Genomic DNA, 13,521 nt, shown 5'->3' with positions numbered 1-13,521 from the left:
TCGCGTCTTCCGCACTGCGTTTCCCGCGCATTGCACCGCGCATCGCGTCCTTTGCAACGCGTCTTCCGCGCCCCGCTTCGCGTCGTCTGGCAAGTGGCAAATGGCCTGCGCATCCCGCATCGCGCAGCGTGGCCTTTGCATCCCGTCCCACGTCTTGCGTCCCGCGTTCCCTGCATCGCGCCCTCTGGAGGGTGGGAACTGGAGCACGCTTGCTGCAGCCCGCCTCGTGTTCCGTGTCTCGCGTCCGCTGTTTCATGGATCGCGTCGTCTGGATTCCGCTCATTGGCCGGGCGCATCACGTCTTCCGCTTGACGCGCGCAACTCAACCGTCTAGCGACGATCACGCATTATCGTTTTGCTCCACCATCCTTGCTGAAAGCCTCCGCCCCATGCCGAACGACAATCTCGTGGTCATCGCCACGATGGCCCGGAAAGGGGGGAGTGGCAAAACCACACTCTCGCGCGCCTTGATCAGTGCTGCTGTTGCCGCCGGCCGTCGGGTTCTGCTGATCGACACCGATAGCACCGGAGTGCTTGGCGCCTGGCACGAACGAGCCGAAGCGGCGGGTCTGGGGTCGCCTCTGCTGCGGTCAATCTCGGTCGAGAGTGTAGGAGCCGTCGATCGCAAGATCGAGCAGGTCTATGATGCGGACTCGGCGGATTTCGTCTTCATCGACACGGCAGGCGTCGGCGCGGAATGGTCGGACGGAATCGCGGTTCTCGCCGATCACATCGTAACGCCGGTCATGCTCTCGACCTCGGATCTTGATGTGGGTGCGCAGACCGCCGACTGGTTCGAGCGGTTGCGCGCGCGCGTCGATGACCCGGCGAGCTTGCCGCGCCACCATGTCGTTCTGAACATGGTTGACCCGAAAGCCACGCGCGCGGATGCCGCCTTGATCGAAGCAGCGATCGCCCGGTTTCCCGTGGTTGAGACGGTGATGATGCGCCGCAACGTCTACAAGGAGATGGACGAGAAAGGCCTGCTCCACGCCATCGCGCTGCAAAAGCAGGCCGATCCAAACCCACTCATGCGCCCGCATGTCCGTCATGTCGTCGAGGCCCTTGAGGAGGCCACCGACATCCTCAACAACATCCTGGCCGCGTGAGGGCGGGGCGTTGAGAAAGAAGATTCCAACCATCACCCGGCCCGATCCAGCCTATGCCGCGTCCCTTCGGCCAGAGGAGGAGAAAGACCCGGGAAGGGAAGAGGCGGATCGGGAAGAGACCGTCCTGATGCCGATGAGCGTGACGGCAGACGTGGCGGATGAAGATCAAGCGCCGGTGCCAAGCAGGCCTTCCTTGCCTTCGCCGCAACCAAGCCCGGAGACAATAGCAGAGATCATAACAGCGCCCACGGCGTCGCCGCCGAGGGTCCGGCGCATTCCGGCCACCCGCAAGATCGATATCCGGGTGAACGCGCTGGAACGGCAGGAAGAAGCCCTGATCGACTGCGGCGTCGACCCCGCCCATGTCATCCGGGCTGCTCTGCGCCGTGCCGTGAAGACCTGGCAGCTGGGGCCAGAGTTCGTCCCACCTTCCGAAGAGCAGAGAACGCGGATCACCGAATGGCGCGCGCGCACTTCACTGGCCGTCGATGCCAATGCGCTGACTTCCATCCTGCACGCCCATGACCCCCTAGATGTGCTCAGCAAGTGGGCCTTGATCCGCGGCCAGATCGAGCCGCGCGTCTGGGCCGAGATCGACACGATCCTGGACGAGATCGCCGCCAATGCTGCGGTGCCGCGTGAAGGTGGCGACCATTAACCCCTTGTTTGGGCGTGTTTCCGCCATGCGGCTGATCACAATTTTCCCGAAAGTGCCCGCTCATCTTGCAGTTGCAGAAACCAGTCATTAACAACTCTGCCAAGGATAGAGTGGCCTCCTTGTTCCCGGTGCAGAGGTCCAGGTAGAGGAGCCGATTATGTCCAACACAGCCCGCCTGACAGGCGAACCCATCATGCGCATCCTCTGCAAGAAGACCGACGCCCTCGTGGGCTATCTCTACCAGTGGAACAACGGCGATCTGCAACCGGCATGGATCAACGAGGCCATGGCCGAGGTGCGCTACGAGCCCATGGTGCAGGCCGCTTGAAGGGGGGAGACGTCCAGCTGGTTAGACGCCAGCACTCGGTTGATGCATAAAATTCGCTTTCATGCATCACGATTTGCGAGTATTGTGAGTTATAGAAATGGATCCTATAGCTCATGCGCTGGAACTGGACTCAACCCGACTGGCCGAATTTCCGGTACGACAGCGCTGTCGTCGAACATCTCGAGCGGCGGTTCCTGCTGACATCCGGCGAGATCCTAGGTGCCGTCCGCCATGTGACCGACGATGAACGCGACCGCCTGCGTATCGAACTTCTCAGTGAAGAGGCGATGCGGACCAGCGCCATCGAAGGAGAGATGCTGGACAGGGCCAGCGTGCAATCCTCCCTGCGCCGTCAGTTCGGCTTGACCGCCGACGGCGCACCATCAAGGCCGCGCGAGAAAGGCGTCGCGGAGATGATGGTCGACGTCTACTCGACCTACGCCGCGCCTCTGACCCACGAGACCCTCAGCCGGTGGCATGGGATGCTTCTGGCCCATGACCGCGGCCTTGAAACCATCGGGGCTTATCGGAGGCATGCCGACGCGATGCAGATCGTCTCCGGCAGGATCGACCGACCGACGGTGCATTTCGAAGCACCACCCTCAGCGCAGGTCCAAGCCGAGATGGAGGTGTTCGTCGACTGGTTCAACCGTACAGCGGCAGACGGTCCAACGCCCCTACCTGCGCTGACCCGCGCGGCGCTAGGCCATCTCTGGTTCGAGAGCATCCACCCCTTCGAGGATGGCAATGGCCGCCTCGGCCGCGCCCTGGCCGAAAAGTCCCTCGCCCAGAATATCGGCCAGCCGAGCCTGATCGCGCTGGCCTACACGATCGAACGGGAACGGAAGGCCTACTACGACCAGCTCGAGACCCACCAGAAAACGCTGGATGTGACAGCCTGGCTGATCTGGTTCGCCGACATCGTTCTGAAGGCGCAGCAAGTGACTCTGACACGGGTCGCCTTCTTCATCGCAAAGGCGAAGTTCTACTACCAGTTCCGTGATCGGCTGAACGACAGGCAGGCCAAAGTGATAGACCGGATGTTCCGCGAAGGACCGGACGGGTTCAAAGGCGGCCTCAGCGCCGAGAACTATATCGCCATGACCGGCACGTCACGCGCCACCACGACCCGCGATCTGCAGGACCTGGTGGAGATGGGTGCGCTTAGCCGTACTGGGGAGCGGCGGCATACGCGGTATTGGCTGAAGCACGTTACAAGCGCTGTAGGTCCGCCTACAGCGCGATTCTCATTGACTCCTTCAACTTGATGCACTATCTGCTGTAGAAGTTCCTACAGAGAAGACATCAATGCTACTTCCCGATGCTTGCACCATTCATAGCGGATACACAGCTCGGGGCCGCCTCGAAGCAGCCGAGGGCGGTGGCGTACTAGCGATCCAACTGCGGGACATTTCAGCTGATGGTTTCATCCACCCAGAACGACTAACGCGCGTTCCGCTGGATGACTTGCCTGATCGTTATTTCGTACGGCCTGGCGACGTTGTGTTTCGGTCGCGGGGAGAACGCAACACGGCGTCCGTTATTGACAAACGCTTCCGAGAACCTGCGCTCGCTGTTTTGCCCCTGCTGGTGCTCCGCCCAAACATTGATGTTGTACTGCCGGAGTATTTGGCATGGGCCATCAATCAGCCGCCGGCGCAACGCCATTTTGACTTGGCAGCGCGTGGCACAAACATCCGGATGATCCCCAGATCTAGCCTCGACGACCTTGATCTTGAGATTCCCGACATCGGAACACAGGAAAAGATCGTGGCGATTGATGCCCTTGCTGAACAGGAACGGGCGCTAGCCATTCTAGTCGCTGAAACACGCAGAAAAATGCTGAGCATGATCCTCGCTGAACGAGCGAACAGGCTTCGACCCGCAACACGGCAAGAAAGGACGTCCAAATGACCGACCAACTCACGCAGCAACAGGTCAACCAGACGGCTTGGGCCGCTTGCGACACTTTCCGAGGCGTCGTCGATGCTGGGCAGTACAAGGATTACATCCTAGTAATGCTGTTCCTGAAGTACATCTCTGACCACTGGAACGATCACCTCGAAACCTATCGCAAGCAGTATGGCGGAGATGAAACCCGGATCCGCCGCAGGCTCGAGCGCGAACGTTTCGTCCTTCCCGAAGGCGCCAGCTTCTACGACCTCTACGAGGCCCGGAACGAACCCAATATCGGCGAGCGGATCAACATCGCGCTGGAACGGATCGAGGACGCCAACCGCGCCAAGCTCGAAGGCGTGTTCCGCAACATCGACTTCAACTCCGAAGCCAACCTCGGGCGCGTCAAGGATCGCAACCGGCGCCTCAAGAACGTTCTGGAGGACTTCGCCAAGCCTGCGCTCGATCTGCGCCCTAGTCGCGTGACTGAGGACATCATCGGTGAGTGCTACATCTACCTGATCTCGCGCTTTGCCTCCGACGCGGGCAAGAAGGCTGGCGAGTTCTACACGCCCTCCGCTGTCTCCCGCCTGCTCGCGAAACTGGCGGCGCCCAAGCCGGGCGACACGATCTGCGACCCGGCCTGCGGGTCCGGGTCGCTGCTGATCCGAGCAGCCGAGGAAGTCGGATCCGAGAACTTCGCCCTCTACGGCCAGGAAGTGAACGGCGCGACTTGGGCGCTGGCGCGGATGAACATGTTCCTCCACGCCAAGGATGCCGCGCGCATCGAGTGGTGCGACACGCTCAACAGCCCGGCACTGGTCGAGGGCGACCACCTGATGAAGTTCGACGTGGTCGTGGCCAACCCACCGTTCAGCCTCGACAAGTGGGGCGCGGAAAACGCGGATACCGACCAGTTCAAGCGGTACTGGCGCGGCATCCCACCGAAGTCCAAGGGCGACTACGGCTTCATTACCCACATGATCGAGATCGCCAAGCGCCAGAGCGGCCGGGTGGCCGTCATCGTTCCGCATGGCGTGCTGTTCAGGGGTGGGGCCGAGGGGCGTATCCGCCAGGCACTGATCGAGGAGAACCTGCTCGACGCGGTGGTGGGCCTGCCCGCAAACCTATTCACGACCACGGGCATTCCGGTGGCCATCCTGGTCTTCGACCGCTCCCGCGAACAGGGCGGCGCGAACGAGGACCGGCGCGATGTCCTGTTCATCGATGCCAGCAAGGAGTTCACGCCAGGCAAGACCCAGAACGTGATGGACGAGGCACATATCAATAAGGTGCTGGAAACATACGCTGCGCGGGCGGAGATCGAGAAATACTCTCACCGCGCCAGCCCTGAGGAGATCGCCGAGAACGACTTCAACCTCAACATCCCCCGCTACGTCGACACCTTCGAGCCGGAGGAGGAAATCGACGTGGCCGCCCTGCAGAAGCAGATCAACAGCATCGAGGCCGAGCTGGCCGAGGTGCGTGGCAAGATGGCTGGCTACCTGAAGGAGCTGGGCGTCGATGTCTAAGGGCGAACTGATCCTTTACAGCACCGAGGACGGCGCTGCGACCATCGGTCTGCGGGCCGTGGACGGGACCGTATGGCTGAGCCAGCGGGAGATCGCGGAGCTGTTCGACAAGGACGTGCGCACTGTCAACGAGCACATCAAGAACGTCTTCGCCGAGGGTGAATGCGATCCGGCTGCAACTATCCGGAAATTCCGGATAGTTCAAACCGAGGGCTCAAGGCAGGTCGAACGCGAGGTCGACACCTACAACCTCGACGTCATCCTGTCGGTCGGCTACCGCGTTCGCTCGACTCGCGGCACCCAGTTCCGTCGGTGGGCCACCACCGTCCTGCGCGAATACCTAGTCAAGGGCTTCGCCATGGACGATGCCCGACTGAAGCAAGCCGAGCAATGGGACTACTTCGATGAGTGGCTTGCCCGCATCCGGGACATCCGCGCCTCAGAGAAGCGCTTCTACCAGAAGGTCCGTGACCTCTACACGACCGCCGTTGACTACGACAAGACGTCCGACCAGGCGCAGGCCTTCTTCAAGAAGGTGCAGAACAAAATGCTCTGGGCGATCACGGGCAAGACGGCCGCCGAACTGATCGAGAACCGCAGCGATCCGAGCGCCCCCAACATGGGCCTGACTAGCTGGAAAGGTTCGGTCGTGCGCAAGGGCGACGTTGGCACCGCCAAGAACTACCTGAGGGCCGAGGAGGTCGAGGAACTCAACCGCATCGTTGTGATGTATCTCGACTATGCCGAGGACCAAGCGAGGCGCCGCCGCCCGGTCGCCATGGCCGAATGGGCCGACAAGCTCGACGCCTTCCTGTCCTTCAACGAACGCGACGTGCTGACCCATGCCGGGCGGCTGCGGATGGACGTGGCGCAGAAGCTGGCCGTCGAGCGGTTCGAGGTGTTCGACGCCAACCGCCGCGCCGCCGAGGCACTGGCAGCGGATGAGGCTGATATCGCTCAACTTGAGGAGATGGAAAAGGCTGCGAAGGAGCGGAAGAAAGGGGGCGAGGATGCGTGAAGGCTGGAAAAGCGTCGCGCTCTCCGAGCTAGCAACGTTCCACTCAGGAGGCACGCCCAATAAAGAGCAGTCATCTTTTTGGGGTGGTCCGATCCCGTGGGTGACCGTCAAGGACATGAAGGCCATGCGCCTAAATGGGGTGGGTGAAAGCCTTACCAACGAGGGTGCCGATACCGTTCGAGTCGTCCCAAGCGGGTCGGTCTTGGTGCTTGTGCGTGGGATGGGCCTATTCAAGGACTTGCCGGTAGTGCTGTGCGACCGGCCCGTGACCTTCAATCAGGACATCAAGGCTCTAATAGCGAAGGAGGGTGTCGACAGCGAGTATCTTGCGTTCGCTCTCATCGCCAGAAAGTCCGATATTCTTCGGCATGTTGATAGCGCAGGGCACGGCACAGGTCGGCTCGATACTGATCTATTGAAATCGACGCCGCTCCCGCTCCCCCCGCTCCCCGAACAGCGCAAGATCGCTGAAATCCTCCGGACGTGGGACGAGGCCATCGCGAAGCTGGAGGCGCTGCGGGCGGCGAAGCATGACCGGCTGACAGGACTGACGCAAAAGCTACTCGGCCTTGGTGGGGCCTTCCCCGACAGATGGAAGCAGCGTCCGCTGTCAGCTATCTCGACCCGCGTGCGTCGCCAGAATGGCGGCGGCGATCATCCGGTAATGACCATTTCGGCGAAATCCGGTTTTCGTCTGCAATCCGACAAGTTCAGCCGCGATATGGCTGGCAGAAGCGTTGATCGCTACATCGTTCTGCACGAGGGCGAGTTTGCCTACAACAAGGGCAACTCCCTTACGGCGCCGCATGGCTGCATCTTCCCGCTGGATCGCCCGACTGCGCTCGTGCCGTTCGTCTACTTCTGCTTTGCGCTCAAGGCAGACCTGAACCGCGAGTTCTTCGCCCACCTGTTTGCGGCTGGAGTTCTGAACCACCAATTGTCGCGCCTGATCAATTCCGGCGTCCGGAACGATGGCCTTCTGAACCTCAGCCCGGAGGATTTCTTCGGCTGCAAGGTGCCGGTTCCCCCTGCCGACGAACAATCGGCTATCGCGTCGGCCCTGACGACCGCCAAGCAGGAGATCGGTCTACTTGAGACCGAAATCGAGGCCCTCACCCGCCAGAAACGAGGCCTGATGCAGAAGCTGCTGACGGGCGAATGGAGGGTGTCATGCTGAACTGGCTAGCGAAGCTCCTGCTCACCAGCACCGCGATCGCGCCAGTGCTCATCACCTATGCTTGGGTGGCGTATCAGGCAGACGAAGGAATGCAGGCCGCCGTCTTAATGGGAGCCTGCTTGGTCCTCATCGTTATCTGCATCTTGATGCTCAGATACTCCAAAAAGCATCTTGAACGGGTGAAGTTTTCCGCGACCACGGTGGAAGCTGCTGACCGTGAGAACATGGGCTTCCTGCTTCTCTACCTGCTTCCTCTTTTTACCGCACAGTTCACCGCCCTGAATTGGCAGGTCTGGGTGCCCGCGATTGTAATCTTCGCAGCGGTCGTGGCGACTGGCTACAGCTATCATTTCAACCCTCTTCTTGGCCTGATGGGCTGGCACTTCTACAAGGTCAGCACCAAAGAAGGTGTGACCTACGTCCTTGTCACGAAGAGGCAACTTCGAAACGCAACCGAGACGATAGAAGTCGGCCAATTGACCGAATACATCGTCATAGATGTAGGAGGTCGCTGAATATGCCCCAAAACCTTTTTGCCGCTTGCCGCGACAACGGAGGACAGCTGATCGCAAAGCGCGTTCGCTTGGATGCTGCTGTGCAGCAGGCAATCGAAGCAATATTCGCTGATCAGGAAGCCGCATTCCGGCACGGCGTGACCAGTGAGGTCCCATTCGACGGTAGCTGGACTCCCGATGAGGATGAATTCCTCACAATTGACATACCGGCGGAGGCGCAGGTTTTCGCAGACACGATAAATGCGAACGCGATGGCCATTGCGGACATCAACGCCGCGGCGTTTGCGGGGGAGGGGATCAAGGCACTCTTCACGGGTGTATCGAACAATGGTGCGACCAGGGTTCTGGTACAACGATTTACGTCGCAACAGGTTCTCGAACGTCGGTTCGCTCTCCTTCAGCAAGGCAACGCCTTTCGGCGCCTGACGGAACCAGCATTCACCCTCGACAATACTCTAGCCTGCATAATTGAGGGCGGACGTATCAAGTTCAAGAGCCAGCACAAGTTGCGCTCGATCATCAATATGCTCGACATCTACCGGGCGGCGACAGACCAAGAGGTACAGGCTTTTGCAGGGCACCCCAACCTACACGTCGCGGATGTGGCCGCATTCGTGGGCGTAACCAATCAAGTTAGCCGGAAGCTAATTCATGCAATTTCCAACAATGGTACGCTCGACAATTACACGCCGGCAGATATCCAGGCAGCCGCGCAGCAAACTAACCTTGTGATTGATGTCCAAAACGGCCGAATTGTGATGCCGGCGGCGCACGGGGACATCAAGGCCCTACTCCAGTTCTTGAACGAGAGCCGCTATTCTGGGCCGTTGTCAGGTCAAGCGTTTGTGACAAATTCGCAGAGACCTGCATGAGTGAAACAGTGAGAGGGTTCGACGCCGCCGAAAAGCACCAGTCTCAGATCCCCGCCCTGCAGCTCTTGGTGGCGCTGGGGTTCACGCCCCTGTCTCAAGCCGATGCGGTGCGCCTGCGCGGCGGTCGCCTGCGGAACGTGGTGCTCGACGACGTCCTTGCTGACCAGCTTCTGCGGATCAACAGCTTTACCCATCGCGGCCGGGAGTATCCGTTTGACCTCGAGGATGCGCATGAGGCCATCCGACGGCTGAAGCCCACGCCTGACCGGCAGAAGGGCCTGCGCGGGACCAACCAAGACATCTACGACACCCTCGTACTCGGGACGACCATCACCAAGACGATCCAGGGAGACTCCAAGTCCTATTCGTTCCGATACGTCGATTGGGAGCGGCCTGCGAACAACGTCTATCACGTCACGGCCGAAGTCTCTGTCGAGCGGACGGCCAGCACCCAGACCAAGCGGTGCGACATCGTCGCTTACGTGAACGGCATCCCGTTCCTCGTGATCGAGAACAAGCGACCGACCGAGAGCCTGAAGAAGGCCGGCAGCCAGCTGATCGGCTATCAGAACGAAGATAACATCCCGCAGCTGTTCCACTTCGCGCAGCTTCTCATGGTGATGAACCGTGTCGAGGCGCGCTACGCCACCGTGGGCACGCCGCGGCAGTTCTGGCAGACGTGGCGGGACGAGGAAGACCGGGACGAGATCATCGATCCGCTGGCCAACCGGCCGCTCACGGCAACGGAGGCGGACGCGGTCTTCTCGGGCGACTTCGCCTTCGCCCGCGCCCATTTCGAAGCTCTGGCGGCCGAAGGTACGCGCGCGATCACGGCGCAGGATCGCGCAATCCATGCGATGTGCAGGCCGGAACGCCTGCTGGACCTGATCCGTCGCTTCACCGTGTTCGATGGCGGCGCGCACAAGGTCGCGCGCCATCAGCAGTTCTTCGGCATCCGGAAGGCTGTCGAACGCGCCCGCCAGTTCAATCTGGACGGCCGCCGCAAGGGTGGCGTGATCTGGCACACCCAAGGGTCGGGCAAGTCGCTGACCATGGTGATGCTGGGGCGCTCTCTCGCGCTCGACAGGGCCATCCCCAATCCGCGCATTCTGATAGTCACCGACCGCGACGATCTCGACAAGCAGATCAAGGACACATTCAAGTCCTGCGAACTGGAACCCGTGCGGGCAACCAGCGGCGCCCATCTGATCGAGCTAATCCGAAATCGGACGCCGCTTGTGACGACCATCATCAACAAGTTCGATACGGCCGCCAAAGCTGCGGAAGATGTCGATCAGGATGCCAACGTGTTCGTCCTGGTCGACGAGAGCCATCGCTCACAGACCGGCCGGTATGGCGGCCACAGCCAGTTCGCCACACGAATGCGCCGGCTGCTGCCGAAGGCCTGCTATCTCGGCTTCACCGGAACGCCGCTCCTGAAGAAGGAGAAGAATACGCTCTCGACCTTCGGCGGCCTGATCCACAAATACGCGATCGACGAGGCTGTCGCCGACGGGGCCGTTGTGCCGCTCCTCTATGAGGGACGGCTTGTCGAGCAGCAGGTCAATGGCGGCGTGATCGACAAGTGGTTCGACAAGATCAGCGAGGGCTTGACCCCGAGCCAGAAGGCCGACCTGAAGCGCAAGTTTTCCCGCATGGACGCGCTCTCAAAGACGGGCCAGGCGATCCGGGCGAAAGCTTTCGATATCTCGGAGCACTTCCGCCAGCACTGGCAAGGCACGGGATTCAAGGCGCAGCTTGTGGCGCCGTCCAAGGCAGCGGCCGTCCGCTTCAAGGAGGTGCTCGACGAGATCGGGCACGTCACCAGCGAAATCGTCATCTCGCCGCCCGATGACAACGAGGGCAACGAGGAGGTCGACAAGGAATCGAAGGACCTCGTGCGCGGGTTCTGGGCGCGGATGATGGCCCGGTACAAGACCGAGGACGAATACACCCGCCAGATCATCGATGCATTCAAGGGCTCGGACGATCCGGAGATCCTCATCGTCGTGTCAAAGTTGCTGACCGGGTTCGATGCCCCGCGCAATACCGTGCTCTATGTGTGCAAGTCGCTGCGCGAACATAACCTGCTTCAGGCGATCGCCCGCGTGAACCGGCTCTACGAAGACGGCGCGACCGAAAAGCAGTTTGGCTTCATCATCGACTACGAGGGGCTGCTCGGAGAACTCGACACGGCGCTGACGACCTACAGCGCGTTCGAGGGCTTCGACGCCGCCGATCTCGCAGGCACGGTCCACGATGTGCGCGAGGAAATCCGGAAGCTGCCCCAACTGCACGATCAGCTCTGGGACCAGTTCAAGCCGGTCAAGAACAAGAAGGACATGGAGCAGTTCGAACAGTTCCTGGCCGATGAGGCGATCCGGCAGGAGTTCTATGAACGACTGAAGGCGTTCAGCCGCTGCCTCCATATCTCGCTGTCGTCGGACAAGCTCTTCGAAGTCTTCGAAGAGGCGAAGATTGACGCCATGAAGAAGGACTGGAAGCAGTTCTCCGAGCTGCGGCGCTCGGTCCAGCTGCGCTACCAAGAGACCGTCGACGTCAAGGAGTTCGAGCCGAAGATCCAGAAGCTGCTCGACGACCATGTGGTTGCCATGCCGGCCGAGACGATCATCGAAATGGTCAACATCAACGACCCGGACGCGCTGAAAGCGGTAGTGGAGGAGACGGGCGTCTCCGAGGCGTCGAGGGCGGACCGGATCGCCAGCGCGACGCGCCGGACCATCACCGAAAAGATGGACGAGGACCCGACCTTCTACCGCAGTTTCTCGGAACTTCTGGAGGAAACCATCCGCGACTATCGGGCCAAACGGATTTCCGAACGGGACTACCTCAAGCACGTTGTCGATCTCGCGAACAAGGTCGCGCGCAAGGACCGGGGGCGCGAGGTGCCGGATGCGATCAAGGGTAACGACGACGGGCAGGCGTTCTTCGGTGTCCTTGAAGGCGTGCTCGCGACCGACGGCGGCAAACCGATTGCGGCAGATGAGGTTGCCGTCATTGCGCTCACGATCATCGACATCATCAAGTCCCATCATATCGTCGACGTCTGGTCCAACGACATCGCTCAAAACAAGATGCGCAACGCCATCGACGATTACTTCTTTGATGTCCTTCGCGATGAGCTGGGCATCGAACTGACCCTCGAGGTGATGGATGATCTCGAACTCAAGATCATGGACCTGGCACGGGCACGGTTTCCTGGATGACAGCGGAACGACACAGCGTCCGATATGGTGAACACCAGATCGATTTCGCCATCGTGCGCCGTGACCGAACGACGCTGGAAATCGCCGTAGAGCCAGATGCCTCTGTTGTGGTCGCTGCGCCACGGGATGCTCAGCTGGCGGCTATCGAGGAGAAAGTGCGCAAGCGCGCCGCGTGGATCCGGCGCCAACAACGGTATTTCATCCAGTTCCTGCCACGCACCCCGGATCGCCAGTATGTGGCGGGCGAGACCCATCTTTATCTCGGGCGCCAATATCGGCTGAAGATAGTGCCACACGTGCAAGCGACGGTGAAGCTCATCCGGGGCTTCCTAGTGGTCCAAACGCACAGGCCCGAACGACCCGAAGTCACACGCGAGCTCGTAGAGGCGTGGTATCGGGGAAAGGCTCAAAACAAATTTGCAGAACGTCTCGAGGTGAACTTGCTGCGGTTCCCGGTACCCGAGGAGTTTCGGCCTAAAGGACTGATTGTGCGACAACTTCAACAAAGATGGGGGTCGATGTCACCTTCTTCGCGACTCATGCTCAATCGCAGACTGATTGAAGCATCCGTGGACTCCATAGACTACGTGATCACCCACGAACTTTGTCACATTGCTGTCCCGCACCATGGGCCGGAGTTCTTTGAGCTCTTGGGTAGGGTCCTTCCCGATTGGCCAGATCGGAAAGACAAGCTCGAAAAGAAGATGGCCTAAGCTGGGTCACTTTTTCTGGCAACGGCCCGTGTCTGTCGACGTACCCGCGCCGCTTCTTCGCCTCTGCGAGCTTCATCAAAGCCGTGACGGCCTTGCCTTCATCAGGGTGCGTCTCGACCATCATCTGGCCCCGAAAGCCGATCCGGCCCCACTCGCGCACCAGGCTTGCGCGACCGAAGAGGTCGCGCTGAACGCTCAGCCGATAGAAGCGACGCATGTTGCGCGCCAGATCGATCCGGCGCATCTGCACGTCGGTTGGGAAGACATCAAGCTGGATCGGGCTGTGGTACATGTAGTGATCGGGTAAGGTTTTCTCCACAATATCAGGTAGAAGCTTGCGCTTCCACCTTGATTTCCCCGCAAGGGGAAAAGGGGGCTTACGCCCCCTTCTCGAACTTCATGACCGGAATACCGAGCTTCTTAGCCTTGTCGGCGAGGTTCTCTTGGATGCCATTGCCCGGGAAGACGAGGACGCC

The 13,521-nt window shown here is 60.5% G+C and carries 12 protein-coding genes and 1 pseudogene; 12 read left to right on the top strand and 1 reads right to left on the bottom strand.

From position 1 onward, the window contains the following. Positions 1–254: 254 nt before the first annotated feature. From ACFQXB_RS17365 to ACFQXB_RS17310, 12 genes are all read left to right on the top strand, one after another. On the top strand, positions 255–1,109 hold the full coding sequence (locus tag ACFQXB_RS17365; RefSeq protein ID WP_377406411.1) for a ParA family protein: 855 nt from the start codon (positions 255–257) through the stop codon (positions 1,107–1,109). A 10-nt stretch (positions 1,110–1,119) separates the two neighbouring features. Next, positions 1,120–1,767 carry a hypothetical protein gene (locus tag ACFQXB_RS17360; RefSeq protein WP_377406408.1) on the top strand — a complete coding sequence of 216 codons (648 nt, stop codon included), beginning with the start codon at positions 1,120–1,122 and terminating at the stop codon, positions 1,765–1,767. 157 nt (positions 1,768–1,924) lie between these two features. Beyond that, positions 1,925–2,095: a hypothetical protein gene (locus ACFQXB_RS17355; protein ID WP_018065929.1), complete on the top strand. Its 171-nt coding sequence runs from the start codon at positions 1,925–1,927 to the stop codon at positions 2,093–2,095. Positions 2,096–2,208: 113 nt separating this feature from the next. Continuing rightward, the gene (locus tag ACFQXB_RS17350) at positions 2,209–3,363 is read left to right on the top strand and encodes a Fic family protein (RefSeq protein ID WP_377406405.1); all 1,155 of its coding nucleotides are present in this window, start codon (positions 2,209–2,211) and stop codon (positions 3,361–3,363) included. Between the two features lie 40 nt (positions 3,364–3,403). After that, entirely contained in the window at positions 3,404–4,009 is a 606-nt protein-coding gene (locus ACFQXB_RS17345) for a restriction endonuclease subunit S (RefSeq protein WP_377406403.1), read from the top strand. Further along, complete coding sequence (locus ACFQXB_RS17340; protein WP_377406400.1) at positions 4,006–5,523, top strand: type I restriction-modification system subunit M; 1,518 nt, start codon at positions 4,006–4,008, stop codon at positions 5,521–5,523. Before ACFQXB_RS17345 ends, ACFQXB_RS17340 begins: the two co-directional genes overlap by 4 nt. Further along, entirely contained in the window at positions 5,516–6,541 is a 1,026-nt protein-coding gene (locus ACFQXB_RS17335) for a virulence RhuM family protein (RefSeq protein ID WP_377406398.1), read from the top strand. Before ACFQXB_RS17340 ends, ACFQXB_RS17335 begins: the two co-directional genes overlap by 8 nt. Then, positions 6,534–7,718 carry a restriction endonuclease subunit S gene (locus ACFQXB_RS17330; protein ID WP_377406395.1) on the top strand — a complete coding sequence of 395 codons (1,185 nt, stop codon included), beginning with the start codon at positions 6,534–6,536 and terminating at the stop codon, positions 7,716–7,718. Before ACFQXB_RS17335 ends, ACFQXB_RS17330 begins: the two co-directional genes overlap by 8 nt. Continuing rightward, on the top strand, positions 7,712–8,233 hold the full coding sequence (locus tag ACFQXB_RS17325) for a hypothetical protein (RefSeq protein WP_377406394.1): 522 nt from the start codon (positions 7,712–7,714) through the stop codon (positions 8,231–8,233). Before ACFQXB_RS17330 ends, ACFQXB_RS17325 begins: the two co-directional genes overlap by 7 nt. A 2-nt stretch (positions 8,234–8,235) precedes the next feature. Next, positions 8,236–9,105, top strand: a complete 870-nt coding sequence (locus ACFQXB_RS17320; RefSeq protein WP_377406392.1) for a hypothetical protein — start codon at positions 8,236–8,238, stop codon at positions 9,103–9,105. Beyond that, positions 9,102–12,332: a type I restriction endonuclease subunit R gene (locus tag ACFQXB_RS17315; RefSeq protein WP_377406389.1), complete on the top strand. Its 3,231-nt coding sequence runs from the start codon at positions 9,102–9,104 to the stop codon at positions 12,330–12,332. Before ACFQXB_RS17320 ends, ACFQXB_RS17315 begins: the two co-directional genes overlap by 4 nt. Then, on the top strand, positions 12,329–13,045 hold the full coding sequence (locus ACFQXB_RS17310) for a M48 family metallopeptidase (protein WP_377406386.1): 717 nt from the start codon (positions 12,329–12,331) through the stop codon (positions 13,043–13,045). The genes ACFQXB_RS17315 and ACFQXB_RS17310 overlap by 4 nt, the downstream gene beginning before the upstream one ends. 40 nt (positions 13,046–13,085) lie before the next feature. Here the strand turns inward: ACFQXB_RS17310 and ACFQXB_RS17305 are convergent. After that, positions 13,086–13,337: pseudogene (locus tag ACFQXB_RS17305) on the bottom strand (WGR domain-containing protein); the annotation flags it as partial. Positions 13,338–13,521 lie beyond the last annotated feature (184 nt).

The sequence above is a fragment of the Halodurantibacterium daqingense genome (genome assembly GCF_042666235.1).
GTDB lineage: Bacteria > Pseudomonadota > Alphaproteobacteria > Rhodobacterales > Rhodobacteraceae > Halodurantibacterium > Halodurantibacterium daqingensis.
The sequence above is the reverse complement of the archived record's forward strand: the minus strand, read 5'-3'. Positions and strand labels throughout refer to the sequence as shown.